Source organism: Leisingera aquaemixtae (assembly GCF_001458395.1).
Taxonomy (GTDB): Bacteria; Pseudomonadota; Alphaproteobacteria; order Rhodobacterales; family Rhodobacteraceae; genus Leisingera; species Leisingera aquaemixtae.
This window is the reverse complement of sequence record NZ_CYSR01000020.1, coordinates 46291-71764: the sequence shown is the minus strand read 5'-3', so window position 1 is coordinate 71764 and position 25474 is coordinate 46291. Positions and strand designations below refer to the sequence as shown.

General features: G+C 68.1%; 23 protein-coding genes. 12 read left to right on the top strand and 11 right to left on the bottom strand.

Annotated features, from left to right (window positions below):
• Positions 1 to 2: 2 nt before the first annotated feature.
• Together peaA and qhpG are read right to left on the bottom strand one after the other, a co-directional pair.
• Positions 3 to 1526, bottom strand: a complete 1524-nt coding sequence (gene peaA / locus PHA8399_RS08355; RefSeq protein WP_058285695.1) for a quinohemoprotein amine dehydrogenase subunit alpha — start codon at positions 1524 to 1526, stop codon at positions 3 to 5.
• Positions 1502 to 2860: a flavin-dependent monooxygenase QhpG gene (qhpG, locus tag PHA8399_RS08350; protein ID WP_244270180.1), complete on the bottom strand. Its 1359-nt coding sequence runs from the start codon at positions 2858 to 2860 to the stop codon at positions 1502 to 1504. The genes peaA and qhpG overlap by 25 nt, the downstream gene beginning before the upstream one ends.
• A gap of 159 nt (positions 2861 to 3019) precedes the next feature.
• Between qhpG and qhpR the strand changes: the two genes are divergently transcribed.
• Positions 3020 to 4075 carry an AraC-like transcriptional regulator QhpR gene (gene qhpR, locus PHA8399_RS08345; protein WP_058285694.1) on the top strand — a complete coding sequence of 352 codons (1056 nt, stop codon included), beginning with the start codon at positions 3020 to 3022 and terminating at the stop codon, positions 4073 to 4075.
• Between the two features lie 235 nt (positions 4076 to 4310).
• Here qhpR and PHA8399_RS08340 read toward each other — a convergent pair whose 3' ends face one another.
• Together PHA8399_RS08340 and PHA8399_RS08335 are read right to left on the bottom strand one after the other, a co-directional pair.
• Complete coding sequence (locus tag PHA8399_RS08340) at positions 4311 to 5402, bottom strand: ParB/RepB/Spo0J family partition protein (RefSeq protein WP_058285693.1); 1092 nt, start codon at positions 5400 to 5402, stop codon at positions 4311 to 4313.
• Entirely contained in the window at positions 5380 to 6801 is a 1422-nt protein-coding gene (locus PHA8399_RS08335; RefSeq protein ID WP_058285692.1) for an AAA family ATPase, read from the bottom strand. The genes PHA8399_RS08340 and PHA8399_RS08335 overlap by 23 nt, the downstream gene beginning before the upstream one ends.
• A gap of 590 nt (positions 6802 to 7391) precedes the next feature.
• Between PHA8399_RS08335 and PHA8399_RS08330 the strand changes: the two genes are divergently transcribed.
• Positions 7392 to 8675 (top strand): replication initiation protein, encoded by a 1284-nt coding sequence (locus PHA8399_RS08330; RefSeq protein WP_058285691.1) that lies wholly within the window; start codon positions 7392 to 7394, stop codon positions 8673 to 8675.
• Between the two features lie 28 nt (positions 8676 to 8703).
• Here the strand turns inward: PHA8399_RS08330 and PHA8399_RS08325 are convergent, their stop codons facing one another.
• Positions 8704 to 9225, bottom strand: a complete 522-nt coding sequence (locus PHA8399_RS08325) for a winged helix DNA-binding protein (protein WP_027234624.1) — start codon at positions 9223 to 9225, stop codon at positions 8704 to 8706.
• Positions 9226 to 9434: 209 nt separating this feature from the next.
• Between PHA8399_RS08325 and PHA8399_RS08320 the strand changes: the two genes are divergently transcribed.
• The 6 genes from PHA8399_RS08320 to PHA8399_RS08295 are packed head-to-tail and all read left to right on the top strand — an operon-like array spanning position 9435 to position 14860.
• Complete coding sequence (locus tag PHA8399_RS08320) at positions 9435 to 10406, top strand: TRAP transporter substrate-binding protein (RefSeq protein WP_058285690.1); 972 nt, start codon at positions 9435 to 9437, stop codon at positions 10404 to 10406.
• A 58-nt stretch (positions 10407 to 10464) separates the two neighbouring features.
• On the top strand, positions 10465 to 11013 hold the full coding sequence (locus tag PHA8399_RS08315) for a TRAP transporter small permease (protein ID WP_058285689.1): 549 nt from the start codon (positions 10465 to 10467) through the stop codon (positions 11011 to 11013).
• A 9-nt stretch (positions 11014 to 11022) separates the two neighbouring features.
• The gene (locus tag PHA8399_RS08310; protein WP_058285688.1) at positions 11023 to 12318 is read left to right on the top strand and encodes a TRAP transporter large permease; all 1296 of its coding nucleotides are present in this window, start codon (positions 11023 to 11025) and stop codon (positions 12316 to 12318) included.
• Entirely contained in the window at positions 12318 to 13064 is a 747-nt protein-coding gene (locus tag PHA8399_RS08305) for a 5-oxoprolinase subunit B family protein (protein ID WP_058285687.1), read from the top strand. The genes PHA8399_RS08310 and PHA8399_RS08305 overlap by 1 nt, the downstream gene beginning before the upstream one ends.
• The gene (locus tag PHA8399_RS08300) at positions 13061 to 14077 is read left to right on the top strand and encodes a 5-oxoprolinase subunit C family protein (protein WP_058285686.1); all 1017 of its coding nucleotides are present in this window, start codon (positions 13061 to 13063) and stop codon (positions 14075 to 14077) included. Before PHA8399_RS08305 ends, PHA8399_RS08300 begins: the two co-directional genes overlap by 4 nt.
• Before the next feature lie 9 nt (positions 14078 to 14086).
• The gene (locus tag PHA8399_RS08295) at positions 14087 to 14860 is read left to right on the top strand and encodes a LamB/YcsF family protein (RefSeq protein ID WP_058285685.1); all 774 of its coding nucleotides are present in this window, start codon (positions 14087 to 14089) and stop codon (positions 14858 to 14860) included.
• A 42-nt stretch (positions 14861 to 14902) separates the two neighbouring features.
• Here the strand turns inward: PHA8399_RS08295 and PHA8399_RS08290 are convergent, their stop codons facing one another.
• Complete coding sequence (locus PHA8399_RS08290) at positions 14903 to 17299, bottom strand: thiamine pyrophosphate-binding protein (RefSeq protein WP_058285684.1); 2397 nt, start codon at positions 17297 to 17299, stop codon at positions 14903 to 14905.
• A 22-nt stretch (positions 17300 to 17321) separates the two neighbouring features.
• A complete protein-coding gene (locus PHA8399_RS08285; RefSeq protein WP_058285683.1) occupies positions 17322 to 18524 on the bottom strand; it encodes a methionine gamma-lyase in 1203 nt (400 codons plus the stop codon).
• 113 nt (positions 18525 to 18637) lie between these two features.
• On the opposite strand from PHA8399_RS08285, the gene PHA8399_RS08280 reads away from it, so the two are divergent.
• From PHA8399_RS08280 to PHA8399_RS08265, 4 genes are all read left to right on the top strand, one after another.
• Entirely contained in the window at positions 18638 to 19096 is a 459-nt protein-coding gene (locus tag PHA8399_RS08280) for an Lrp/AsnC family transcriptional regulator (RefSeq protein ID WP_058285682.1), read from the top strand.
• Between the two features lie 149 nt (positions 19097 to 19245).
• Entirely contained in the window at positions 19246 to 19578 is a 333-nt protein-coding gene (locus tag PHA8399_RS08275; protein WP_058285681.1) for a GYD domain-containing protein, read from the top strand.
• 193 nt (positions 19579 to 19771) lie between these two features.
• Positions 19772 to 20527: a hypothetical protein gene (locus tag PHA8399_RS08270; protein WP_058285680.1), complete on the top strand. Its 756-nt coding sequence runs from the start codon at positions 19772 to 19774 to the stop codon at positions 20525 to 20527.
• Positions 20528 to 20603: 76 nt separating this feature from the next.
• The gene (locus tag PHA8399_RS08265; protein ID WP_058285679.1) at positions 20604 to 21134 is read left to right on the top strand and encodes a redoxin domain-containing protein; all 531 of its coding nucleotides are present in this window, start codon (positions 20604 to 20606) and stop codon (positions 21132 to 21134) included.
• A 21-nt stretch (positions 21135 to 21155) separates the two neighbouring features.
• On the opposite strand, the gene PHA8399_RS08260 is transcribed toward PHA8399_RS08265, so the two are convergent.
• Genes PHA8399_RS08260 through PHA8399_RS08245 form a run of 4 tightly spaced genes read right to left on the bottom strand, consistent with a single transcriptional unit; the run spans position 21156 to position 25419 of the window.
• A complete protein-coding gene (locus PHA8399_RS08260) occupies positions 21156 to 21938 on the bottom strand; it encodes a hypothetical protein (protein ID WP_058285678.1) in 783 nt (260 codons plus the stop codon).
• Entirely contained in the window at positions 21935 to 22318 is a 384-nt protein-coding gene (locus PHA8399_RS08255) for a hypothetical protein (protein ID WP_058285677.1), read from the bottom strand. Before PHA8399_RS08255 ends, PHA8399_RS08260 begins: the two co-directional genes overlap by 4 nt.
• A gap of 57 nt (positions 22319 to 22375) precedes the next feature.
• The gene (locus PHA8399_RS08250; RefSeq protein WP_058285676.1) at positions 22376 to 23362 is read right to left on the bottom strand and encodes a dynamin family protein; all 987 of its coding nucleotides are present in this window, start codon (positions 23360 to 23362) and stop codon (positions 22376 to 22378) included.
• Positions 23359 to 25419 (bottom strand): dynamin family protein, encoded by a 2061-nt coding sequence (locus tag PHA8399_RS08245; RefSeq protein WP_058285675.1) that lies wholly within the window; start codon positions 25417 to 25419, stop codon positions 23359 to 23361. Before PHA8399_RS08245 ends, PHA8399_RS08250 begins: the two co-directional genes overlap by 4 nt.
• Positions 25420 to 25474 lie beyond the last annotated feature (55 nt).

Below are 25474 nucleotides of genomic sequence, written 5' to 3'. Positions count from 1 at the left end.
TCTCAGCGGATCGGCGGGTCGATGAAGCGCTGCACGGTGACGATCAGCATCGCCTCCGCCTGCTGGCCCATCGCCTCCGCCTGCACGGTCAGCTCGCCCGCATTGTTAGCGCTAAAGGGGCGGTCCGGGTTGGGGCCGGCAACCGCCGGCGCAAAGATGCCGCTTGCCTGCATTTCGCCTGCAAATTCAGTGTCTTTCATGTGGGCTGCGTGCTCATGCGCGTTGGCCACGGTCCATTGCGCCTCAACCCTACCGACGCGCACGTCATCCTCGGTCCCGGCCTCGCCGTCAGGCCCGTTCCACATGCCAACCGCGTTGAAATAGGCGGGCACCGCCGCCGGGCCTTCCTCGCTGCCGCCGCCGACGCGGGCGATGGTGAATTCCGGCTCCACCTTCAGGCTGTCGAGCGAGGTGTAATGGGCGACCTGCCCCTCTGCCCCGCCTGTGCTGAAGGTGACAACGCCATTGCCCTCGGCCGCCAGCGTCAGCGCCGCACCATAGGTGTTCGCAGCCGCCTCACCGGCAGAGCTGTCCAGCCCGTCCAGCCCGGTGCCAACCACCTGCACCTGCGCCTCCCCCGCCGGAACGGCAGAGGGAACCGTGCCCAGGATGACGCTGCCTGCCCCGTCCCGCGCACCGCTCAGCGGCGCGCCCAGGGCGTCGTTGCTGCGGTCGAACTGGCGGCCCTGCAGGCTGTTGCCATCCTCCGACAGCGCCAGCACCTGGCGGTAGGCGGTGCCGCCAATGTCCAGATTGGCGCGCCATTCATAGCCGGTATAAAGGTTCATCTGCCCCGACACCGGATGCGCGGTGCCATCCGCCGTCACGAACTCGCCGCTGACCTGATAGGGCGAGGCATCGCCGCTGACCGTCAGCTTGCCATAGGCCTCGCCGATGCCGGGCAGGTCGGTCATCACCACCCAATCGCCCGCCACCGGCTGCTTGTCCGCCGCCTGCCAGTCCGTCCAGGCCGCGGTCTCCAGCGGGTTCTGCTCCGCCAGGTAGCCTGCAATCTCGGTCCGGGCGATCTTGTACCACTCCCGGTCGCGGCCAAGCGCCTGGTATTCGATGGTCGGGAAATGGCCGACATGGAAGTCCATGTGCAGCGCCCACTCCTCTGCCGTGCGGTTCTGCAGCAGCCCCCGCGCGCCGGTGTGGCAGCGCGCGCACATCGAGGCAAAGGGCTCGTCAAAGCTCTCCTGCGCGTTCGGGTCCTTCTCCAGCGCATAGCGGAACGGCGCGGCCTCGGACGGCGCCAGCCCTTGCGTGTCCGCCAGATGCTGCACAATGGCGCGGCGGTCCTCTGCGCTGATCTCCAGCCCATGCGCCTGCTGCATCCGGACCAGGGTCATCATCCAGCCCTCGGGCGTCTTGCGCTGGCCGCTGATCCGGCTCAGCCCGTTCTCCTCTGCCGTGTGGCAGGTGGAGCAGGTGTTTTTCAGCAGCTCCTCGCTGGCCAGCGCCGGCACCGCGCCCGCCGCTGATATCAGAAGTGCAGCCGTCAGGCCGCGGGGTCGTAGTTGCATGGATCAGTCTCCCTGTTTGCAGTGTCCCAGGGGATCTGCGCCCCCTCGGTGAAGCCTTGTGACAAAAGCCATTGATGGATCGCCCGCGCCGCCTGCGGCGGGGCCTCGGGCAGAAGTGCGCTGTGAAAGCGGTCCGCGTCCGGCAGCGGCTGGCCGTTCAGGCGGCGCAGCAGCGGCACGATCTCCTGCCCGGCGGCAAAGGCCGCGCCGCCGGGGGCATCGCGGGTGATCAGCACCTCGCGCCGGGCCAGATACCCGTCCTGCACCACAACCCGTCTGGCCACATGCGGGCGGATATCCGTGTCATGCGCCGGCGCCTCGTCCGGCCAGGCGGCGCGCTGCTGCCAGAACGGCGTCTGAAGCCCCGCCGCGCGGTAGAAGTCCCGCCCAACCCGCGCCTGCCGCCAGAACGTCTCTGCCACCCGGTTGCGGTAGAACGCGCGGGCCAGACCCGCCTGCCCCGCCAGCAGCGCCCGCGCAACCGGCACCGCCATCAGCGCCGAGGACACCGCCCAGAACATCCCGTGCCCCGACAACGGGTCCAGCGCCACCGCCGCATCGCCCAGCCGCGGGCAGCGCGGATCCAGATCCGGCGCCGCCAGCCGCGGCGCAATCGCATGGACAACTGGATGGCGGGGCAGCGGGGTTTCTGCCAGCACGCTCTCCCACAGCGCCGCCACCGCCGTCTTGCCGCGTGCCTGCCCCAGAGAAGACGCAGCGCCCACCGCCTGCAGCCACAGCCGGTCTCGGTCCACCGGCACCGACCAGACCCAGCCGCCGGGCCGCGCCTCGATCCGTGGTGTCTCCATATCTCCCGCCTGCGGCGGCACAAATCCGGCAACCGAAATCGTGTCCGGCCCGGCCAGTTCAGTCCGCTGCATTTCCCCCGGCTGGCGCGGCGCGCGGCGGCCGCGGGCCTCAAACAGCAGCCGGGCGGACAGGCATGTGCCATCGGCCAGCCGGATTTCACCTGCTTCCGGCCGCACGCTGGACACCGATCCATGGATAACGCTGACGCCCTCGGCCCGCGCCGCCTCCAGCAGCCCGGCGTCAAAGGCGCTGCGGTCTGCCGGATGCTCGCTGTTCTGGCCGCCCTGAAACCCGCCCCAGCCGACATGCCGCTGTGCCGCCGGGCCAATCCCGGCCAGCGGCAGCCGGTGCCGCGCCAGAATCGCGGCGACGCGGGCAGACATCCCCTCATACCGCGGCCCGCGCGGCGGCAGGGTGGCCAGCGCCACGCGCAACCCGGCCCGCGCCAGCAGGACCGCCGCCACCGACCCGGAAGGGCCGCCGCCTGCGATCGCGATATCAAAGGTGCCAATTTGAGGTGCCATTTAGCCAACGTGCCGCGAAGGCCGCCGCTTGTGGCGGACACTTCCGGACAACAACCCGACATTTCCGGACAGAATCAGCAGCGCCGGCCCGGACTGCGGCATTTTTTCTCGAATGGCAGATTTTTGCGGTATTCTGGAGCAATCCTGAGGAACTGCGCGATGCCACACAACTATCAGCCCCGGATTTCCGCCTCCACTTTGAATGACCCGCTGCGGGCCGTCGAGTTCATGAACGGCGATGCCGCGACGATTTCCCGCAACGCCGGAATCGGGCCGCGGGACCTGGAGGGCGAGATCAACCTGAAGAAATTCGTCGACTTCTGCGAGCATGCTTCCGAACAGCTTGGCCTGCCGGATTTCGGCTGGCGGGTCGGCTCGGTCTTCAACCTGCAAAACCTCGGCACGCTTGGGGAATATATCCTGCAGGCGCCGACGCTGGGGGCCGCGCTGGCGCTGTTCCGCAATGCCTTTCCGATGGTGCAAAGCGATTCGGAACTGCGGCTGACGGTGCGCGGGGACACCGCCCGGCTGACCTACCGGATCCTCGACACCAGCATCTGGCCGCGGCAGCAGGATGCGGAGCTGACGCTGTCGGTATTCCACAGCCTGATCCGCTCTGCCACCGGTCCGGACTGGCGGCCGGAGCTGCTGTCGCTGGAGCACGAATCAAGCGCCCTGCACAGCCGCAGCAGCGCCGGGCCGCGCTGCCCGGTGCAGTATTCCGCCAGCTCGAACACGCTGGTGTTTTCCGCCGGTCTGCTGGATCTGCCGCTGGCGGACAGCGAAAACCCGGCCTTCAAGACCGCCTCGCAGTCGATTGTCCGCACTGCCCGGCAAAGCGAGCGGGCGGCGCCGGTGACAGTGCGGGTGCGCCGCGAGCTGCTGATGCGGATCGGGCGGGAAAGCTTTGAGCAGACCGCCATCGCCGCTGCTCTGGGCATGTCGCGCCGTACCCTGCGGCGGCGGCTGGAGGATGAGGGGCAGAAGTTTTCCCGGCTGCTGGCGGGCTGCCGGATGGAGATTGCCAAGCGCATGCTGCTGGCCCCGGGCGCGCAGCTGCACGACATCTCGGAGCGGCTGGGCTATTCGGAAGTTTCCGCGTTTGAGCGCGCCTTCCGCCAGCGCGAGGGCGCAACCCCCAGCCAGTTCCGCAAGCAATGCTGCGCAGAAGGGGCCGGAGAGTGTGCGGCCAGCGCGGGGTCCGCTGCGAACTGACGGCCTGCCGCGACAGAAAACAGCAGTGCGCTGGTCCGCGGCGGCGGCGGTTTCGCTGCGAAACCTGTTGGCGGATTGCGGCGCACCAAGTGCCAGACGGGCGGGAGGTTTCGCTGCGAAACCTCCCCCTCGGGTGCGGACCGCGCGCGGCGCCCAGGCCCTTGCGCGCAAAACAAAACCCCCGGCCAAAGACCGGGGGTTTCGCTGCGAAACCGGGCTGCCTTTCCCTGCCCGCTCAGCCGTTTTCCAGCAGATGGCGCACGTTGTCCATCACCGCATCGACCAGTTCCGCCGTCACCTGGGACCCGGAAAAGCGGATGGCATAGCCGCTCGGGCCAAGCTCCCGTTCGATGGTGATGCCGCGGGCCACCCGGGTCTTGCGGGTGCGTTCAACCTTTTGCACAGCCTTGGGGCGGCCGCCGCGGCTGGGATCCTGCGGCGCGCCTTCGGCCTGGTCGATGAGCGGCAGCATGGCGTCCCATTCATCCGCCGCCGAGCGCCCGCCGGCCTGTTCCAGCGCGGTGCGGAGATCTTCGGCGAACCCGGCGCGCAAGGCGCCCGCAAGCCTCAGGCACTGGCGTTCGTTGAGGCCGGTGGCGTAGGCAAGCATGTCGCCCAGCTCCTCGTGGATCAGGGCAAAGGAGCGGATCTTGGAGCGCTTGGCCTTGGAGGCGTTCTGAAACAGCACCGCCACCGCCTCGTCGACGGTGGCGAACACGCCGTCATGCACCGCAGACGCCGCGGCGCGGCCGCGTTCATACTGGCTGAGGCCTGCGCGGACCTCGTTCTCCTCGATCATCGCGACCATCGCCTCGGCGATACTGCCGGGGGCGCGGATGAAGGCGCGGATGGTCTGGAACCGCTGGCCGCCGCTCAGCGCGTTGAGGCGGCGGTAGGCGGTCAGGCGGCGGTAGCCGGAGACCAGCGCGTATTTGCCCGCGTCCTCGTGGTTTGCCGGCTCGAACACCTCAATCGGCAGCCGCAGCCCGTTGACCGAGATAGAGCTCATCAGCTCCTGCATCTCGTCCTCGTCCATCACGATCCGGTCGCGGTTCAGCGCCTCGGCGGTGATGCCGGTGATGGGCAGTTCCACCGCCACCAGGCCCTTTTCCTCGGCCGCGCGCAGCCGTTCGGCGTCGGCCCGGTCGCGGGCCGCGGCCTCGCGGCCGGCCTGGGGCAGGGGGTCGGCATGGCGGGCGGCATCGGCCACCACATCGGCAATCGGCGGCCGCAGCCCGGGGCCGCGGGCCAGATCCCGGTCGATGCCTGCCTCAATCTCCTTCAGCGCCTCGGGCGAGGGGGTTTCAAGCTGTCTGCGCCTGGCCATCTGCTGTCTCCTCTTGCTGGGATTGCTGCTGCTCCATCTGCTGATCGCGCCACCAGCTGCCGATCAGCAGTTCCTTGAATTCCGCATAGGTGCGGTCGAACACCTCGCGGCCGCGGGTGTAGGTCTCGCGGTTGAAATTGCGGTAGTCGGCCTCGTAGATGCCGGAGACGCTCTCGCCGGCCTGGCCGACCAGGGCGGTATAGTCCTGCCGGTAGGCGTTCATCATGTCGCCGAAATAGGCCTGGATCACATTCGCCAGGTCGGTCTGCTGGCTGGCATCGAAGCGGGTGATCAGGGCGCGCACCACATCCCATTCGAACTTCATCTCCGGCAGGCCCGCGCGGCGGCGGGCGGCGTTCTCGCCATCCTCGATCGAGGCGAAGGTGGAGTAGAGCATGTCGAAGAAGCGGCCGGTGGAGTCGAACTCCAGGAACGACGCGCCGAGCGGCACCATCAGGATGTCGGCAGCGGCCAGCGCGTTGATGGTGAGGTAGCCGAGGGCAGGGGGGGTATCGAGCAGGATGACGTCGTAATCGTCCAGCGCGCCGCCCTGGTCCAGCGCGTTGGTCAGCGCGTCCCACAGCGCCCAGTTACGCAGGCCCATGCGCCAGACCGGGATCTGGAATTCCGCCCAGTAGAGGTTCAGCTGCGCGCCAATGAGGTCGATGTTGGGCCAGTGGGTTTTCTGCACCACGTTTCGCAGCGAAACCTCCCGCGCCTCGGTCAGGGTCTCGTCCAGCGGGATCGGCTCGGATCCGGCGGCGGCGCGGACCTTGTTCTCGGCCTCCACCGCCTCGGCGTAGTCGCGGGCGAGCAGGGGGAAGACGGTTTGCCATTCGTCGGCCACCTGGCCGCCCAGGATCGAGGTCATGGAGCCCTGGCTGTCGAGATCGACCACCAGCACCTTGTAGCCGTCGAGCGCGGCGGACATCGCCAGATGCGCGGCGGTCGAGGTCTTGCCGACGCCGCCCTTGAAGTTGGCGACGGCGACCACCTTGGCGGGCAAGCCTTCGGGGCGGTAGGGGCGGTATTCCTTGGTGGAGATGCCTTCCTCCGCGAAGTGGTCGCGCAGTTTCAGCACCTCCTCCAAGGTGAACCATTTCGAGCCGCTGGCGCCTTCGCCCTGGGGCAGGTCGGGGTTCTTGTTCAGCACCCGGCGCAGGTGGGCGGGGGCGACGGGGATCAGGTAGCGGCAGACCTCCCAGGTGGAGAATTTGCGCAGCCGTTTGCGCCCGTCCGGCGCGTAGCCGCGCTTGGCCAGATCATCGCGCCCGCGGCCTGCAAACGCCGCGGCCTTGGCGAATCTGGCGGTGTCGACCATCTCGCCAAGCTTGGCGGCTGCCGCTGCCGGATCCAGGTTGAAATAGGGCGGCAGGGGAGTGTCCGGTTTTTTTGCCATGTCTCGTGTGCCTCGGTAAAATCGCCTGTTTGGCGTGTTATCACCGGTTTTGTCGCACATCCGGGGCAGAGAGTGAATCATTATCTGGCAGCGCATCTGTTTTCCGCTGCCGTCCGTAATCAGCGGAATATATGTCTCTTTTCCCCGAAAATCACTATCGCACAAACAGGTTGAAATGTTGTGAATCTTTGATTCAGTTTAGAGTCTTTAAGGGAGATAACCGTAATTATATCAAACGGTTATACATGTTTGGGGACCCGCATCCGGGGGCAAAGGAACCCGTTTGCAGGAGCATGGGTACCTGTCTGCGGGAGCAAGGGTCCCGATTCGCGGGAGGACGGGCACCCGTGCCCCTGAGGCCCGAAATCGGGCCGTTTGAGCGCCCGGAACAGCCGTAAACCGGGGGATTTCGGCGGTATCCGGGGCCTGCAAACGCCGGTCTGGTCTTAAGGTACCCGTTTCCGGGATGGCCTTCTCCTGTAAACGGGTCCCCAAGCCGGGATTGAGCGCGGGTTCCTTTTGCGTCATAGTCCCTGCAGAGCAGAATCCCCGCAAGAGCGTCAAGCCGCCAGGGGCAAGAGGGCAGGGCGATGGATCCAGACGAAATCCCGCACAGCAAGCTGACCGGGCCGTTGCGCCGGGGGTCGGTGAAGAAGAACGTCGCCGCGATCCATGTCTCGGGCAAGCTGACGCTGCTGCAGCGCAAGCTGTCCAATGTGCTGCTGCTGAATGCCTATGACGCGCTGATTTCCAAGCCCAAGCACCAGATTGACGCCCAGACGCTGTGCATGATGGTGGGCTATAACTCCAACGATATGGAAACCCTGAAACAGTCCTTGCGCAGCCTGGCGGAGACGGTGGCGGAATGGGACATGCTGGACGAGAACGGCAAGCAGGAGTGGGGCGTCAGCTCGCTTCTGTCCTACGCCAAGCTGCAGAGCGGGGTGTGCGAATACGCCTATAGCCCGGCGCTGGCGGAGAAGCTGCACGACCCCAAGGTGTTTGCCCTGATCAATCTGAACATCCAGCGCCGCTTCACCAGCGGCCATGCGCTGGCGCTTTATGAGAACTGCTACCGGTTCGTGCGGACAGGCTCGACCGGCTGGTGGGACATTGCCCTGTTCCGCCGCCTGATGGGGGTGGAGGGCAGCGCCTATTACGAGAGCTTCAAGCACCTGAACGCCAAGATCATCAAGCCGGCGGTGGCGGAGGTGAACAAGACCTCCAACATCCTCTTGACGCCGGAGTTCAAGAAGATGGGGCGGCAGGTGGCGGAGGTGCGGTTCCTGATCAAGGAGAACCCGCAGCTGGCGATGCTGGATATTGATGATGGCGCCGGGGTGCGGCAGGGGGCGGTTTACGGCCAGCTGATGGCGCTGGGGGTGAGCGACCGGCTGGCGCGGCAGTGGATTGCCGAGCATGGCGAGGACTATGTGGCCGAGAAGGTCGGCTATCTGAAGGGGCGCAAGGGGGTGGACAGCCCGGTGCGTTACCTGAGCGCGGCGCTGCGGGACGACTATAAGGACGCGCCTGCGGAGGCGGTGAAAGAGGTGCCGCCGGAGGTGCTGGCCGCGGCCGAGGCGCGCAAGGCGGCAGAAGCGGAGGCGGCGCGCAGGGCCGCGGCAGAGGATGCGGCCAAGGCGCAGGAGCGCGCGCTGAGGGCGCAGCGGCTGGAGCGGATCCGCGATCTGGCCGCCAGCCGCTCGCCAACGCAGCGCGATGCCGACAAGCGGCTGTTCCTGAGCCGGCTGGAAGATGAGATCGACCGCGAGGAATTCCGCAACCGCGGCTGGGGTGCGGCGCTGCTGGCCAGCCAGATGGCGGAATTCTGGGAGGAACTGATTCCCGGCGCGTTCGAGGAACTGGCCGGGTAGGGCAGGGGGCCGCCTGTTGCCCCGTGGTTCAGAGCGAGGCGGCGGCGCGGCTGGCCTGGTCGTAGTGGCCGGACAGCGCGCGCAGGCTGCGGGCCAGCTCGCGCAGGTCCTTGCCCGGCAGGTCGGCTGCGGACAGCCCGTCCAGCAGGCACTGACGGCGCACGTCGCGATAGGCTGAACACAGCTCTGCGCCCTCGGCGGAGGTGCGGTAGAACACTTCCTTGCCGCGCTTTTCCGAGGCCAGCAGCCCGGCTTTCAGCAGCTTGCGCAGCCCGTAGTTCACGGTGTGGCTGTCCTCGATGTTGAGCAGGAAGCAGATGTCGGACAGGCGCTTGTCCTTGCCGCGGTGATTGACGTTGTGCAGGATCAGGATTTCCAGCGGGTTCAGATCCGGCTGGCCGGCCGCCGCCATGCAGCGGGTCATCCAGCGGGAAAACGCGTTGGAGGCGATGATCAGGCCGAATTCCAGCTCCGACAGTTCCCAGCCTTCGCCTTCGGCCAGGTGGCGGGAGGAGACGATTCGGCGGGAATCCGGTTTCTTTTCGGCCATTCTTGCACCCTTCTTTGTTGATAAAACCCCGGCGTGTTATCTGCATGTGGTCATAAAACGGTAAAGTATCAAGGAGATCAAGCAGGCCGTGGTGCTGGTGGCGGCGGCGGGCCAGGTGCGGGCCTAGTGGGATACATTGGCAAAACGTTGACAAATTATCAGCGTTATGGGTACGATATTGCAATATTTCGCTTTGGGAGGAAATTAAGATGAAGATCACCCGTTTGCTGGGCGGCGCCGCCGTTCTGATTGCCGGCTTGTCGGTGCCGGCGCTGGCCGCGACCTGGGACATGCCGACGCCCTATCCGGACGCCACGTTCCACACCAAGAACATTTCTGAGTTCGCCAGCGACGTGGCCGAGGCGACCGAGGGCGGGCTGGAGATCAAGGTCCATTCCGCCGGTTCGCTGTTCAAGCACCCGGAAATCAGCAAGGCAGTGCGCAGCGGCCAAGTGCCCGCGGGCGAGTTTTTCCTGTCGCTTCTGGCCAATGACAACCCGGCGTTCGGCGCCGACTCGCTGCCGTTCCTGGCGACCAGCTATGAAGAGGCCGAGCGGCTTTGGGCGGCGCAGAAGGATGTGATCGGCGGGCTGCTGGACGAGCAGGGGCTGATGGCGCTGTACGCTGTGCCGTGGCCGCCGCAGGGGCTGTACACCACCAAGGAAATCAACAGCGTCGAGGATCTGGCGGGCTTGAAGTTCCGCACCTACAACGCGACGCTGGAGCAGTTCGCCAACCTGGCGGGCGCGGCGCCCACCCAGGTTGAGGTGCCGGACATTCCGCAGGCCTTCAGCACCGGCCGGGTCGAGGCGATGATCACCTCGCCCTCTACCGGGGTGAACTCCAAGGCGTGGGACTTCCTGAGCCACTACACCGACATTCAGGCCTGGATCCCGAAGAACATCGTGGTGGTGAACAAGCGCGCGTTCCGCCGCCTGGATGAAGCGACCCAGACTGCCATCCTGGAGGCCGCAGCCAAGGCCGAAGCGCGCGGCTGGGAGATGAGCCGGGCCGAGACCAGCAGCCAGATCGAGGTGCTGAAGGAAAACGGTATCACCGTGGTTGAGCCGTCGGAGCAGCTGATGGAAGGCCTGCGCGCGATTGGCGCCGAGATGCTGGAAAATTGGAAGGGCGAGGCCGGGGAGGCCGGCGCCACCCTGCTGAACGCCTACCAGCAGTAATTGCAACATGGCCGGACGCCGGGGGCGGCGTCCGGTCTCCTGGGGAGGAGGGGCGGCGATGCGGCCTGTGCTTGATTTCATCTACCGTGCGGCCGGGGGCCTGGCTGCACTGTTTATCGTGGCCATCGTGGCGCTGGTTTTTGCGCAGGTGTGCCTGAACCTCGCGGACAAGATCGCGGCGGCGCTGACCGGAACCGGGGTGGGGCTGACGATCCCGTCTTACGCCGATTTCACCGGCTTTTTCCTGGCCGCCTCGACCTTTCTGGCGCTGGCCTATGCGCTGCGGGCGGGCGGCCACATCCGGGTGACGCTGGTGACCAACCGCTTGCCTGCCGCCGCCCACCGCGCGGCGGAGCTGGGGGTGATCCTGCTGGCGCTGGCGATGAGCGGCTTTGCCACCTGGTACATGGGGCTGCTCTTGCTGGAATCGCTGGAGTTCGGCGACCGCAGCGCGGGCATGGTGTCGGTGCCGCTGTGGCTGCCGCAGGCGCCGGTGGCGCTTGGTCTTGCGATCCTCACCCTGGCGCTGGCGGACGAGCTGATCTCCGTGCTGCGCGGCGCGCTGCCCTCCTGGGAGGGCAAGGGCGAAAATCTTCTGAGCGAATAGGGGATCATCATGTCAGTTGCCGCGCTTTCGATCATTCTTCTGGTCCTTCTGTTCCTGTTCCTGGGCGCTGGCCTGTGGGTGGCCTTTGCCCTCTTGGGCGTGGGCATCGCCGCGATGGCGCTGTTCACCGAGGCGCCGCTGGGGCTGGTGATGGCCACCACCATGTGGGGCCACAGCAATTCCTGGGCCTTGGCGGCGCTGCCGCTGTTCATCTGGATGGGCGAGATCCTGTTCCGCTCGCGCCTGTCGGAGGACATGTTCACCGGGCTGTCGCCCTGGATGAACCGGCTGCCGGGGCAGCTGTTGCATGTGAACGTCTTTGCCTGCGGGATCTTTGCCGCGGTGTCGGGGTCCTCTGCCGCCACGGCGGCCACCATCGGCAAGCTGTCGATCCCCGAACTGTCGCGCCGCGGCTATCCTGAAAAGCTGGTGATCGGCACCCTGGCGGGCTCTGCCACGCTGGGGCTGCTGATCCCGCCGTCGATCATTTTGATCGTCTATGGCGTGGCGACCGAGCAGTCCATTGCCCGGCTGTTTGTCGCGGGCGTGCTGCCGGGCGTGCTGCTGGTCGGGCTGTTCGTGGGCTATGTGGTGATCTGGGCGCTGCTGAACCGCAGCCAGCTGCCGACCGAGGACATTGCCGCCACCTTCCGCGAGAAACTGAAACGCGCCCGCAGGCTGGTGCCGGTGGTGCTGCTGATCGGCGGGGTGATCGGCTCGATCTATGCGGGCATCGCCTCGCCCACCGATGCGGCGGCCGTGGGGGTGGTGCTGGCGCTGCTGTTGTCGTGGCAGTCCGGCTCGCTCACCCGGCAGAGCTTTACCGAGGGGCTGATGGGGGCGACCATCACCTCCTGCATGATCGCCTTTATCCTGGCGGGGGCGTCGTTCCTGACGGTGGCGATGGGGTTCACCGGCATTCCGCGCATCCTGGCGGAGTGGATCGGCTCGCTGAACCTGTCGACCTTCACGCTGCTGGCGGCGCTGACAATCTTCTTTGTGATCATGGGCTGCTTCCTCGACGGGATTTCGGTGGTGGTGCTGACGGCTTCGGTGATCATGCCGATGGTGCTGGAGGCGGGGATTGACCCGCTGTGGTTCGGCATCTTCCTGGTGATCGTGGTGGAGATGTCGCAGATCACGCCGCCGGTCGGGTTCAACCTGTTTGTGCTGCAGTCGCTGACCGGGCGGGACATTCTGACCGTGGCCAAGGCGGCGCTGCCGTTCTTCTTCCTGATGGTCCTGGCGCTGGTGCTGATCGTGCTGTTTCCGTCCATCGTGACCTTCCTGCCGGAGCAGATGTGATGGCTGAGGAGCGCGCAGCACCGCCTGCCCCCGACATCCGCACGGTGGGGGTGGACGGGATGCTGGTGAGCTTTGGCAGCCGCCTGAGCGAGCCGGCCAACCGCGCCGCCCTGGCGTTCCGCGCCGCCCTGGCGGCGCGAAGCTGGGACGGGGTGGAGGAGGTCTCGACCTCGCTGGTGTCGGCCTATGTGCGGTTTGATTTGCGGCATCTGGACCATGCGGGCTTGCGGGCGCGGCTGGAGGGGCTGCTGGCGCAGCGCGACTGGTACGCCGCCACGCTGCCCGGCCAGCGCCGCCTGTGGCGCATTCCGGCGGTGTTCGGCACCGAGCTGGCGCCGCAGCTGCCACAGGCAGCAGCGGCTGCGGGCATGAGCGAGGCGGAGGCGGTGGCCTCCTTGTCGGCGGCGCGGGTGCGGGTGCAGACCATCGGTTTTGCCCCCGGCCAGCCCTATCTGGGTGAGCTGCCGGAGGCCTGGGACATCCCGCGCCAGAGCCAGCTGACCACCCGCATTCCCGAGGGCGCGCTGGCGGTGGCGATCCGGCAGCTGGTGCTGTTTTCGGTGGCGACGCCCACCGGCTGGATGCACGCGGGCCAGACCGCGGTGCGCCTGTTCCGCCCCGACGCGGAGGAGCCGTTCCTGCTGCGCCTCGGCGATGAGGTGCAATTCAACGCGATAACGCCGGAGGAGCTGCAGGGCTTGCGGCGCGATCCGCTGGGCGGCGCCAGGGCGGAGGATCTGTCATGAGCGGCTCGCTGACCATTTTGCGCGCAGGACCCGGGATGACGGTTCAGGACCTTGGCCGTCCGGGCTGGCTGGAATACGGGGTGTCGCGCGGCGGTGCTGCCGACCGGCTGGCGCTGGCCGAGGGTGCGGCGCTGCTGGGGCAGGGGGCGGAACTGGCGGCGGTCGAGATGGCCGGCCTGGGCGGCGAGTTCCAGGCGGGCAGCGATCTGCGCATCGCCCTCACCGGCGCGCCGATGCGGGCCAGCATCGACGGCACCGCCGCGGCCTGGAACGCCAGCCACCTGCTGCCCGCGGGGGCGCGGCTGACGATCGGCGCGGCACGCAGCGGCAGCTATGGCTATTTGCACGTCGGCGGCGGCTTTCAGACGCCGGTGCATCTGGGCGCGCGCTCGGCACATCTGGCGGCGGGCATTGGTGCTGCGCTGGCGCAGGGCGATGTGCTGGAGACCGGCGCGGACGGCGGCCAAGGCAGCGGGCTGGGGCTGACGCCGGAGAACCGGTTTGAGGGCGGCACCGTGCGGGTTGTGGCGAGCCTGCAGACGGCGCTGTTCCCGCAGGCGGAGCTGGAGCGGTTCGAAGGCACCGCCTTCCGCCGCGGGGCGCGCGGCAACCGGATGGGCGTTCCGATGGAGAGCGATGGCGAAGGCTTCCGCCCCGACGGCGCGCGCACGGTGGTGTCTGAGGTGATCGTGCCCGGCGACATCCAAGTGACCGGCGACGGCACGCCTTATGTGCTGCTGTCGGAATGCCAGACCACCGGCGGCTATCCCCGGATCGGCACGGTGCTTCCTTGCGACCTGCCCTTGCTGGCGCAGGCGGCGGCGGGGGCGGAGCTGCGCTTCCGCTTTATCCCGCTGGAGGAGGCGGTGGAGCTGGAGCGGGCAGAGGCGGAGCGGCGCGCGGGCCTGCGGAGCCAGTGCTTCCCGCTGATCCGCGACCCGCGCAGCATGTCCAACCTGCTGTCTTATCAGCTGATCAGCGGCGCGATTGCCGGTGAAGAAGATGTCTTGTGAGGAGATGACATGACCCGAACTGTCGATCTGAATGCCGATATGGGCGAAAGCTTTGGCGCCTGGAGCCTCGGCGATGATGCCGGGCTGCTGGATATCGTGACCTCGGCCAATATCGCCTGCGGTTATCACGCGGGCGACCCGGATGTGATGGCGGCGACGATGAAACACGCGGTGGCCAAGGGCACCGGCATCGGCGCGCATCCCGGTTTTCCCGACCTGCAGGGCTTTGGTCGCCGCCGGATGTCGGTGCCGCATGAGACGCTGGGCAACATGGTGCGCTACCAGCTGGGCGCGGCGCAGGCGATGGCGCGCGCGGCGGGCGGCGCGGTGCGGCATCTGAAGCTGCACGGGGCGCTGGCCAATATGGCCTCGGAAGATCTGGCGATGGCGCGGGCCTGCTATCAGGCGGCGCTGTCGGTGGACCCGGAGATCATCGTGATGGTGCTGGCGGGCACCGCGCAGCAGCAGGCCGCGCAGGAGCTGGGCTGCAAGACCGCCTGCGAGATCTTTGCCGACCGTGCCTATAACGACGATGCGACGCTGGTAGACCGCAGCCTGCCCGGCGCGGTGATCCATGATCCGGCAGAGGCCGGGCGGCGGATGGTCGAGATGGTGCGCGAGGGCGCCATCATCACCGCCAGCGGCAAGCGCATCCCGGCGCGGATCGACACCATCTGCCTGCATGGCGACACCCCGGCCGCGGTGGCCATTGCCGCCGATGTGCGCCGCGCGCTGCAGGACAGCGGCGTCGGGCTGGCGCAGTTCAGCGGCGCGGTTCTGTAAAAGCGTGGGGCGGGGGCAGATGGCCCCCGCTTTTTTCAGGCCTCAGCTGCGCGCCATCGCGGCAAAGGCGCCGCGGGCGGCCCGCTTGCCCGCGGTGAGGCCATTCACCTTTTCGACGATGGCGGCGGCGTCGATGCCGTGGTGGCGGTAGAGGTCGCCGATGGTGCCGGTCTGGCCGAAATGCTCCACCCCCATCGGAATGGTCTGATGGCCTGCGACCGAGCCCAGCCAGGACAGGGTGGCGGGGTGGCCGTCGATCACGGTGATCAGCTTGCAGTGCGGCGGCAGGGCACCCATCAGGGTTTCGGCATGGGACTGCGCCGCGGCGTTGCCGCGCGAGCGCGCCCGCTGGGCGGCGGTCCAGCCGGAGTTCAGCCGGTCGGCAGAGGTCACTGCCAGCACGCCAATGTCGCGGCGTTCTTCGGCAATCATGCCTGCGGCCTTGATCGCCTCGGGCGCGACGGCACCCTGGTAGGCAATCACCACCTCGCAGTTCGGCCCCGGCGGGCGCAGCCAGTAGGCGCCGTCGATGGTGCCCTGGCGGAAGCCGTCATCCGCCCGTTTGCCGGGCTGTTCCACCGGGTTGGTGGTGAGGCGCAGATAGACCGAGCCGCCGGTCTCGTCGCGCAGCCAGGTGCGCTCGTCCGGGTCGCCCTCGCCGTCGCGCTGCACATAGTCGAAGGCCCATTGCATGATCACCGCCAGCTCATCCGCGAAGGCGGGTTCAAAGGCGGCCAGGCCGTCCTGCGACATGCCGATCAGCGGGGTGCCGATGGACTGGTGCGCGCCGCCCTCGGGGGCCAGGGTGACGCCTGACGGCGTGCCCGCGAGGATGAAGCGCGCGTCCTGGTAGCAGGCGTAGTTCAGCGCATCGAGGCCGCGGCTGACGAAGGGGTCGTAGACGGTGCCGATGGGGATCAGCCGCTTGCCGAACAGAGAATGCGACAGGCCGGCCGCGCCCAAGAGCAGCATCAGGTTCATCTCGGCGATGCCCAACTCGATATGCTGGCCCTCCGGCGTGAATTCCCATTTCGCGGTGGAGGGGATGCGGTGCTCGATGAAGGCATCGGCCTGGGCGGTGCGGGAGAACAGCTTGCGCCGGTTCACCCAGGGCCCGAGATTGGTGGTGCCGGTCACGTCCGGCGAGGTTGTGACGATGCGGTCGGCCAGGTCGCTGCTTCCCTTGGACAGATTGTCGAGGATCTTGCCGAAGGCCATCTGGGTCGAAATCTCGCGGCCGGTAGGAGCGGCGATTTCGGGCACCGGAAGGCGGGCGTCGGCATAGCGGCGGGTGCCTTGGGCAAAGAAGGGGACTTCGGAGAGGAACTGGCGCAGGCCTTCCGGGTCCTGGACGGTGGCGAGGGGATCCCACTCCTGGCCCTCGGGCACACCCATATGCGCCTGCCACTGGGCGAACTGGGCGGAATTCATCAGGCCGCCGTGGTTGTCCTTGTGGCCCGCAATCGGCGTGCCCCAGCCCTTGACCGTATAGGCCAGGAAGCAGACCGGGCGGTCGTGGGTGATGGCGTCGAAGGTTTCGGCCATCGTCTCCACGCAGTTGCCGCCGAGGTTTTCCATCAGCGCCGCCAGCTGGGCATCGCTGCGGCGTTCGATCAGGGCGGTGACGTCGCCCTGATCGCCGAGGTCGTCGAGCAGGCGCTGGCGCCAGACCGCGCCGCCCATGAAGGTGAGGGCGGAATAGTCCTGGTTCGGGCAGGCGTCGATCCAGCCGCGCAGCTTGTCTCCGCCGGGTTCGGCAAAGGCGGCGCGCTGCAGGACGCCGTATTTCACCCGCACCACGTCCCAGCCGAAGGCGTCGAAGATCTTCTCGATCCGCTCGAACAGGCCCTCGCGGACGATGCCGTCGAGTGACTGGCGGTTGTAGTCGATGATCCACCAGCAATTGCGCAGATCGTTCTTCCAGCCTTCCTGCAGGGCCTCGTAGATGTTGCCCTCATCCAGTTCGGCGTCGCCAACGAGGGCGACCATGCGGCCCATCGGGGCGTCAGCGCCCCAGCCTTTGGCGGTGATGTAGTCCTGGATCAGCGAGGCGAAGGAGGTGATCGCCACCCCCAGCCCGACCGAGCCGGTGGAGAAATCCACGTCGCAGGTGTCCTTGGTGCGGCTGGGGTAGCTTTGCACCCCGCCGAAGCCGCGGAAGTTCTCCATCTTCTCCCGGGTCTGGTTGCCCATCAGGTACTGCAGGGCGTGAAAGACAGGGGCGGCGTGGGGTTTCACCGCCACCCGGTCCTCGGGCCGCAGGGCGGTGAAATAGAGCGCCGTCATGATCGAGACCATCGAGGCCGAGGATGCCTGATGCCCGCCCACCTTGATCCCGTCCGCCTTGGGCCGGATGTGGTTGGCGTGGTGGACCATCCAGTGCGACAGCCACAAGAGCCGCTGTTCGATGGTCTTCAGATGGGCGGGATCGGGGCGCATGGCGGTCTCCTTGAGGGGCGGTTTACTCGGCGGCCTGCAGGGCGGCGGGGGCCAGGGCCTGCTCCAGGTCGGCGATGATGTCTTCGGCGTCTTCCAGCCCGACCGACAGGCGGATGAGGCCGTCGCTGATGCCGTGCTCGGCGCGTTCCTCAGGCGTGTAGGTGGAGTGGGTCATCGACGCCGGGTGCTGGATCAGGGTTTCGGCGTCGCCCAGCGACACCGCGCGCTGGATCATCTCCAGCCGGTTCATGAAGGCAATGCCGCCGGCCAGGCCGCCCTTGGCTTCGAAGGCGATCATGGCGCCGGGCTGGTCCATCTGGCGTTCCGCGATACCGTGCTGTTCAAAGCTGTCGAGGCCCGGGAAATACACCGCGCCGACGGCGGGGTGCGCCTCAAGATAGGCGGCGACGGTGCGGGCGGTGGCGCAGTGGCGGTCCATCCGCAGGTTCAGCGTCTTGATGCCGCGCAGGATCAGCATCGCGTTGAAGGGCGCCATCACCGCGCCGGTCATGTCCTTCATGCCAACCAGGCGGATCTCGGCGATCTGCTCGGCGGTGCCCGCGACCAGACCGGCCACCACATCGCCGTGGCCGCCCAGATACTTGGTGGCGGAGTGCAGCACGATGTCGGCGCCGTGTTCGATCGGGCGGGTCAGGTAGGGGGTGGCATAGGTGTTGTCGACCACCACCGTGGCGCCCGCCGCATGGGCGATCTCAGAGCTGGCGGCAATGTCGACCAGCCGCATGTTGGGGTTGGCCGGAGTCTCGAAATAGACCACGCGGGTTTTCTCCGACACCGCGGCGCGCAGGTTTTCCGGGTCGGTCATGTCGACATGGGTGATGGTGACGCCCCATTTCGCCAGGCCGTGGCGCATGAAGGCGAAGGTGCAGCCGTAGAGCGTCTTGTCGACGATCACCTCGTCGCCGGGCGACAGCAGCGTCCATAGAACCGCGGTGATCGCGCCCATGCCGCTGGACAGGGCCAGGCCCGCCTCTGCGCCTTCCAGCACCGCGATGCGCTGTTCCAGCAGGTCGCAGGTGGGGTTGGAGATGCGGCTGTAGATATGGCCCTGACGCTCGCCCGCGAACATCTCGCCGCCGGCTTCGGCGGTCTCAAACGTGAAGGTCGATGTCAGGTGCAGCGGCGGGGTCAGCGCCCCGTCGTGGTCCTGCGGGTTGTAGGCGTGGTGAATGGCGCGGGTGGCAAATCCTGCGGAACGTTTCATGTCGGGCTCCTGATCTGTGTTGCTGCCATATTGCGCCTGCCCGGAGAGTGATGGATTGCCAATTATGCCAGCATGTGAGTAGATTTTGGCATAATCTGCCAATCGGGGACCGCATGGACAGCAAAGACAGACAGATCATCCGCGCCTTGCAGCGCGACGGGCGGATGACCAATCAGGATCTGGCCGAGGCGGTGAACCTGTCGCCCTCGCCCTGCCTGCGCCGGGTGCGGAACCTGGAGGCGAGCGGGGTGATCCGCGGCTACAGCGCCGATGTGGACGCCACGGCCTATGGCCTGGCGATCACCGTGTTTGTTCGGATCCGGCTGGAGCGGCACAATGAAACCGACGTGCAGTCCTTTGAAGGCCGCGTGCGGCGGATGGACGAGGTGCTGGAGTGCCATGTGCTGACTGGGGCGATGGATTACCAGCTGCGGGTGCTGGTGCCGGACCTGGAAGCCTATGAAAGCTTCATCCGCAACCGCATACACCCGATCGGCGGCATCGCCTCGATCGACACCAGTTTCGTGTACGGCACGGTCAAGAAAACAGCCGTGTTCCCGCCCGCCTCCTGACCGGCAGGGGCAGGCGCCGGCCCGCTGCCCGGTTTGGCATGCCAAACGGCCCCGTCTTGTGGTATCATGGCAGCTTGGGGGGATGCGGGCCGGACGATCCGGCATCGTGCCCGAAAACGGCTCGCCTTTTACCCCAAGGGAGAGTCAGAATGCCAAGATTTATCGTGACCGGTTGTTATACCGCCTCTGCCATGAAGGCGATGGTTGATCGCCCCAGCGACCGCGAAGCTGCGTCCCGTGCTTTGGTCGAAGCGGCGGGCGGCACCCAGGAAAGCTTTTTCCTGACCACGGGGGACAGCGATTTTGCCATCCATGTGAACATTGACGATGTGTCGGCCCTGCTGGCGGGCTTGCTGGCGGTGGGCGCCAGCGGTGCGGTCAGCAACCTCAGGACCGTGCGGGCCTTTACCGCGGACGAATTCCTCGAGATGCAGAAGAAGGCCAGCGGCATTGCCGGCGCCTACAAGGCGCCTGGGGCGTAAGCGCCGCCTGCGCCGTATTTCCGGGATGATCTGACAGCTCCGCCGTGCGGTGGCGCACGGCGGTAGTTTCTGTGTGCCTGCCCGGCTGCGGGCGTGGTGCGGGCCTGAAGGTAGCGAGTCGAAATAATTCTTGCAAAGGATAGCGACTCGAAACTACAAGGAGCATCACGAAGGACATAACGGAGACACTGCAATGCGGATTTCACTTATTTCGGGCGCGGCGCTGATGCTGGCAGCTAGCGCAGCTTTGGCAGATGAGGGCCACGGCCGCGCGGCGGATCAGGACGGCGCTGTGCTGTCGGCGGCATCGGCGGACGGGACGCGGGCGGCTTTTGACATTCTGGCGGCACATGCGCACCGCAAGGGCAACCTGGTGACCTTTCACATGACCACCAACGGGACCGCAGGCGCCGAGGTGCCGGAGGCAACGGGCGCCGTGGGCGGGGCAGGGGTGCTGTCTTATGTCTGGCCGACCTCGCTGGACCCGTCTGCAGTCGGGTTCGAGGGCGGCACCGGCATTCTGGCGCTGGCGGCGACCAGCCACCCGGATTTCGACGACACGCCCCTGTATGACGAGAACCAGGACGGCGACCCGGCCAATGACGGGGTGGTCTGGCACAGCCATTGGGTGGTGCTGGCCCCGGCTGAAGCCTGCGGCCCTGGCGCGCTGGCGGTGCGCGACATTCCGGAAGGCGAGACGCCGCAGCTGCCTGCGACCTGGCCCGGGTTCCCGATCTTCCTCGACAGCCCCGGATTCTCGCCGGTGTTCGACGGGCCGGAGATTGCGGTGACAGCGGCCTTTGGCCGGGAGGTGGCGCTGGAGGGCGCGGCCTATGACGGGGTGACGGCGGCCTTGCGGGTGAACGCGGATATCCACGCGCCGCTGCTGTGTGTCACCGATGTGTTCGATGTGGCTTCCGGCGATCTGAGCCTGCCGGGCAAGCTGTGACCCCTGTTGCCCCGGCGGCCCCTTGGCGGGCGGGCCGGGGCGGCGCCTGTGACCGAGCGGAGACAAGGAGACAGACATGCCCGCACCCGAACTTGATACCGTGCAGTGGTTCAACAGCCCCGGTCCCGTCACCCTGCAGTCGCTGCGGGGCAGGGTGGTGGTGATCGAGGCGTTTCAGATGCTGTGCCCGGGCTGTGTGCGCCACGGGCTGCCGCTGGCGCAGAAGGTGCGGGCGGCTTTTCCGCAGGACCGGGTGGCGGTGCTGGGGCTGCACACGGTGTTTGAGCATCACGCGGCGATGACGCCGGTGTCGCTGGCGGCGTTTCTGCAGGAATACCGGATCACCTTTCCGGTGGGGGTGGACCGGCCCGGCGGCGGGCCGATGCCGCGCACGATGGAGGCCTACGGGATGCGCGGCACCCCGAGCCTGCTGCTGATCGGCAGGGACGGGGAGTTGCGGGCGCATCACTTCGGCGAGGTTTCGGAGCTGCGGCTGGGGGCGGAAATTGCCGCGCTGATGGCGGAGGACGCGCCGGCGGCGTCGGACGCCGCGCCGGACGGGGCCGGACCCGCGGGCGGCTGCGGCCCGGCGGGCTGCACGGTCTGAGCCGTGCCGGGGCAGAAGACGTCAGGAGAACAGGGCGTCCCAGGTCTCGATCAGGCCGGGGACGGCCCCGGGCGGCAGCGCCAGAAGCAGCAGCTCATCCTCATGGGCGGCGGCCAGGATGCGCAGATTAGGCGAGACCGGCAGCAGCAGGCAGTCGGGCCTGTGGGCGGGCATTCTGGCCGATCCCGGGCGGGCGGCGCTGGCGGCAAAGGCGCTGCGGACCGCCTGCAGCTGTTGCAGCAGGGGGGCAGGGCCGCCGCTGACCGGCGCCTGCGCACCGGCAGGGCAATGGATCCACGCCAGGGCCTGCGCCGCGGCGGCGCTGCGCAGCGTGCCGAGCGGGCTGCGGCTGGCAGCGGCGAGCGCTTCCTGCAGCTGGGCGGCGGTGCAGCTGCCTGCGCCCTGCGGCGCTGCGCAGGGGCGGCGGCGGAAAGTGATGCCGGCGCTTGCGGCCTGCGCCTCCAGCCGGCGCAGCCGGGCGGCAAACAGCCGGGCGGCGGCGGCGGGGTCCTCCGGCGCGGCGCCCGCCTCCGCCGTGCCGCCCAGGCTGAGGCCTGCGAGCCTGCGGTGGGCGGCGGTGAGAACGGCGGCGGGGGTCTGGCCGATGCAAAGGGTGATTTCGCGCGGCAGCACGGTTTCCCCGATTTCGCGCAGCAGGGCAGGCAGCAGCGGTTCCTGCCCCGCGGCGGCGCGCTGCGCCTGGGCAGTCAGCGCCTGCACCGGCTGCGCCAGCTGCCGCAGCGCCTGGTGCAGCGCGTCCGGGGCGGGCTTTGCGCCGGGGAGCTGGCGGGCGGGGCTGGTCATTCTGCGCCCCCGCCGAGACCGGCCAGCAGCGCCCGCGCAGGTGCCGCCAGGCGGGCGGCGGTGTCCGCGTCGCTGCAGACGCACAAGAGCGCGTCGCCGGAGCCATCGGGCGCGCGGATGCAGAGGCGGGCCTCGCCCGGGACCAGCATCAGGATGTCATCGGCGGGCGGGCACGCTGCCTCCGGCCCGGCCTGCACCGCGGCGTCGAGCATCAGGAAGCCGCGGCGGGCCTGCTGGCACAGCGCGTCGAGGTATTCCCGCGGGTCGCTGGCGGCGCTGCTGCTGCGCAGGACGATGCTGGCGCCCAGATCGCCGAAGGCCGCCAGGCGGCAGCCGTCCGCGCTTTGGCGCAGGGTGTCGAGCTGGCGGGCAAGCGTCACCTTGGGTCTCCTTCGCGGCGCGGGCAATCCGGGGCGGCAGCGGCTGGCATGGCGGTGTCAGTCTCCGGCGGGCTGGGGTTCGGGGCGGGCGCGGCCTGGGCGCTGGCTGCGCTTGGCCGGCGGGGCGACGCGGCGCGGCATCACCCGGCTGGCGGGATCGGCGCTGCCGGCGGCTGTCTGCGCCTGCGCCTGTGTCTGGGCCTGGGCGGCGGCCTCGCGCTTGCTGCCGAAATCCAGCACTTCGGCGCGCGGACCTCCGCCCGCTTGCGGTGCGGTTTGCGGGGCAGACTGGGGCTGGGCCGGGGCTGCGGCCTGGGCCGGGCGGCGGCCGGGCTCTGCCCAGTTCAGCAGCAGATCCACCAAATATTCGGCAAAGCGGTCGGCGCCGCTGGTCTTCCATGCTTCCATATCCTCGCCCGCGGTTAGCGCCTGGCTGAGCGACAGCGGGAAGATGGCGTTGAAGGCATCGCCGGTTTCCTTTTGCACGCGGCGCAGCACGCGGTCCTGGTCGCGGGGATTGCGCAGCTTGTCGAAGTGGGTGATCAGCAGGGTGCTGGGGCCGCTGAGGCGGCTGGAGATCTCCTCCCACGCGGCGGCTTCGGACTGGCGCCAGGCCTGGGTGGCATGGGTGCACCAGATCACGCTGTCGACCTCGGGCAGCAGGGCCTGCCAGACGCTGGCGGGCATGTTCGGGTCGGAGATGCCGGGCATGTCGATCAGATCGCACAGCTCCAGCGCCTCGGCGGGCAGGGTCAGGCGGATCAGTGCGGTGCTTTCCAGCGGTGCCGCGGCGATGTCCTCCAGCGGCACCGGGGTTTCGCTGCCGTCGGTGCCGGTGAGGCTGGCGCCCTCCGGCCCGTGCGACAGCCAGACCGGCGGCAGCCGGGTGGCGGTGACGCGTGTGGGGAGCGGGGCGCGGCCGGCCAGCAGGTTGGTCAGGGTGCTTTTGCCGGCGCTGAATTCCCCCATCAGCGCCAGGCGGGGCTTGCGCGCCGGGGCCGCGTCTGGAGCGAGGGGGGCAGGAATGGCGGTGTGCTGGGTCATGCGGTGAAGCTCCTGAGGGTTTCCAAGGCGGTGGCGGTCTGGGTCTGGCGGCGGCGGGCCTCATCGCCGGCAAACAGCGCCTGCATGTCGCCGCCGCCGCGGCGGCAGTCGGCGATTTCCAGCAGGATGTCGCGCTGATCGTCGAAGAAGCCCTGCAGCCGGGCGAGGATGGCGGCGCGGGCGTCCGCGGTCTGCACGGTCTTGAGCTGGGTCATGAAATCCTCTGTCTCGCCAGCGACCAGGCTGCGGAACTGTTTGGCAAAGGCCTTGTAGCCGCGGGTGCGGCGCCACCAGGAGGCCCACCAGCTGTCGTTGAAATCCAGTGCGATGGACTGCGCCAGCGCCACCGGCGAGGCGGGCTGGGGCACCTCGGGCACCGCCAGCTGGATGCCCTCGACCGCCGGGCCGAAGCCGTCATACAGCAGCTCTGCCACATCCTGCACCGCGGCCTCGTAGCGGGTCTGCGCGGCGGATTGCAGGCGGCTGGCCATCACCGAGTAGGCAGAGCGCAGCAGCATCCGCAGCCCGGCCGGGTCGTATTCCCAATGGCAGTCCTCGCCCCATTTCTCCAGATGGTCGATCAGCGCGTGGGTGGCGCGGTCGGTAAAGGTGGCATGCGCCCGGTCGGCGCGGTCGCGGAAGGCGTCGAGCACCTGGCCCGCCTCCGCCTCCAGCGCCTCAAGGTGGCTCTGGCACAGATCCTCGAAAGCGGTGCGGACGTCGTGCAGGTTGGCGCCGCCGCCGCTGCCCTCGCCCTGCACCAGGACCGCGTTGGCGGCCTGCTGGCCGGTGGCGGCCGTGGTGGCGGAGGCGGCAATGCGCGTCAGCAGCGGGGTGCCGAGGTCGGCGGCGATGCGTTCGGAGACCGCGCGGTTCAGGGCCGGGATGCCCGACAGCTCCCACACCATGTTCTGGGCGGTGGCCTTGGCGTGGGACGCGTTGACCGACGCCTCGGCCCAGCTGAGCAGCGCGGCGGAGCTGGCCGGATCCATATCCTCCAGCCCGCCGGTCAGCACCTTGTTGGCCCAATAGGCGCTGCCGAACAGGATGGTGGCCTCCTGCGGGCCGTGGTGCGCTTGCAGGGTCTGGCGGATGCTGGCCTCGATCTCGGCCACCTGGTTTGCGGGGTCGGCCAGTTCGTCGATGCGGTTGACGAAGATCACCACCTCGCGCGATTTGAGGCTGGAGATCATCCGGATCAGCCCCATATCGACCGAGGTGAGCGCCTGGCCCGCCGACAGCACCACCACGCAGATGCGGCTGTCGCGGATCGCCTGGATGGTGATCTGCTCGCGCATCATGAAGGTGTCGTTTACGCCCGGCGTGTCGCGCAGGCAGAGGCGGTGCGGCACGCTCTGGCAGTTCAGGTACAGATCGGCGGCGCGGGTGATGTCGGCAAAGCGGCCCTGTTCGTCCGCGCCGCCCGGCTCTTCGCCGCCGAAGTCGTCGCCGAGGCAGATGTAGCGTTCGATCAGGTTCTTGTCGAAATAGCCGTAATCGTGCTTCTGCCCCATCAGGAGTTCGAACTTGCGGCCCAGCCGCTGGCGGGAGCGTTCGCGCATCTCCTCGATCTGGGCGCGGATCTTCTGCAGCTCGCTGCCGGCGCCTGCGCGGCCCGCCATTTCACCGATGCGGCCGCCTTTGGTGGTCAGCCGGTCCCATTCGTCCTCGGTCATGAACTGGAAGCTGGCCTTGTTTTCGGTGCGGGTCCCGTCCGGTTCCAGGTGCAATGAGGTGACAACCGAGGTCCAGGGATTGACGTCGGAGGGCAGCAGGTCGGCCCAGCCTGCCATGGCGTTCACCAGGGAGGTCTTGCCGGATTTCACCTGCCCCAGCAGGGTGACGCTGGGCTCGAACGCGGCGAGTTCCGCCTGCAGCCGGGCCAGGCTGCGCCGGACCCGCTCGCCCGACACCCCGGCAAGGGCGGCCAGCGCGGTATCCAGCCGCTGCGCCTTGCGGGCATATGCCGCCAGCGGCTCCAGCCCGGCGTTCAGGTTGGTCGGCCGCGCGGAGGCGCGGATGTCGGTGGCACTCTCGATCTGGGCTTCCATGTTCATGGCTGAATCTGCTGTTCCTGCATTGGCGTGTTCTTGGGCGCGTTTCCGGGCGCGG

Bases quoted from the DNA above. Each gene is read 5' to 3' on its own strand.
- peaA (WP_058285695.1), bottom strand. From the start codon at position 1,526: ATGCAACTACGACCCCGCGGCCTGACGGCTGCACTTCTGATATCAGCG.
- qhpG (WP_244270180.1), bottom strand. From the start codon at position 2,860: ATGGCACCTCAAATTGGCACCTTTGATATCGCGATCGCAGGCGGCGGC.
- qhpR (WP_058285694.1), top strand. From the start codon at position 3,020: ATGCCACACAACTATCAGCCCCGGATTTCCGCCTCCACTTTGAATGAC.
- PHA8399_RS08340 (WP_058285693.1), bottom strand. From the start codon at position 5,402: ATGGCCAGGCGCAGACAGCTTGAAACCCCCTCGCCCGAGGCGCTGAAG.
- PHA8399_RS08335 (WP_058285692.1), bottom strand. From the start codon at position 6,801: ATGGCAAAAAAACCGGACACTCCCCTGCCGCCCTATTTCAACCTGGAT.
- PHA8399_RS08330 (WP_058285691.1), top strand. From the start codon at position 7,392: ATGGATCCAGACGAAATCCCGCACAGCAAGCTGACCGGGCCGTTGCGC.
- PHA8399_RS08325 (WP_027234624.1), bottom strand. From the start codon at position 9,225: ATGGCCGAAAAGAAACCGGATTCCCGCCGAATCGTCTCCTCCCGCCAC.
- PHA8399_RS08320 (WP_058285690.1), top strand. From the start codon at position 9,435: ATGAAGATCACCCGTTTGCTGGGCGGCGCCGCCGTTCTGATTGCCGGC.
- PHA8399_RS08315 (WP_058285689.1), top strand. From the start codon at position 10,465: ATGCGGCCTGTGCTTGATTTCATCTACCGTGCGGCCGGGGGCCTGGCT.
- PHA8399_RS08310 (WP_058285688.1), top strand. From the start codon at position 11,023: ATGTCAGTTGCCGCGCTTTCGATCATTCTTCTGGTCCTTCTGTTCCTG.
- PHA8399_RS08305 (WP_058285687.1), top strand. From the start codon at position 12,318: ATGGCTGAGGAGCGCGCAGCACCGCCTGCCCCCGACATCCGCACGGTG.
- PHA8399_RS08300 (WP_058285686.1), top strand. From the start codon at position 13,061: ATGAGCGGCTCGCTGACCATTTTGCGCGCAGGACCCGGGATGACGGTT.
- PHA8399_RS08295 (WP_058285685.1), top strand. From the start codon at position 14,087: ATGACCCGAACTGTCGATCTGAATGCCGATATGGGCGAAAGCTTTGGC.
- PHA8399_RS08290 (WP_058285684.1), bottom strand. From the start codon at position 17,299: ATGCGCCCCGATCCCGCCCATCTGAAGACCATCGAACAGCGGCTCTTG.
- PHA8399_RS08285 (WP_058285683.1), bottom strand. From the start codon at position 18,524: ATGAAACGTTCCGCAGGATTTGCCACCCGCGCCATTCACCACGCCTAC.
- PHA8399_RS08280 (WP_058285682.1), top strand. From the start codon at position 18,638: ATGGACAGCAAAGACAGACAGATCATCCGCGCCTTGCAGCGCGACGGG.
- PHA8399_RS08275 (WP_058285681.1), top strand. From the start codon at position 19,246: ATGCCAAGATTTATCGTGACCGGTTGTTATACCGCCTCTGCCATGAAG.
- PHA8399_RS08270 (WP_058285680.1), top strand. From the start codon at position 19,772: ATGCGGATTTCACTTATTTCGGGCGCGGCGCTGATGCTGGCAGCTAGC.
- PHA8399_RS08265 (WP_058285679.1), top strand. From the start codon at position 20,604: ATGCCCGCACCCGAACTTGATACCGTGCAGTGGTTCAACAGCCCCGGT.
- PHA8399_RS08260 (WP_058285678.1), bottom strand. From the start codon at position 21,938: ATGACCAGCCCCGCCCGCCAGCTCCCCGGCGCAAAGCCCGCCCCGGAC.
- PHA8399_RS08250 (WP_058285676.1), bottom strand. From the start codon at position 23,362: ATGACCCAGCACACCGCCATTCCTGCCCCCCTCGCTCCAGACGCGGCC.
- PHA8399_RS08245 (WP_058285675.1), bottom strand. From the start codon at position 25,419: ATGAACATGGAAGCCCAGATCGAGAGTGCCACCGACATCCGCGCCTCC.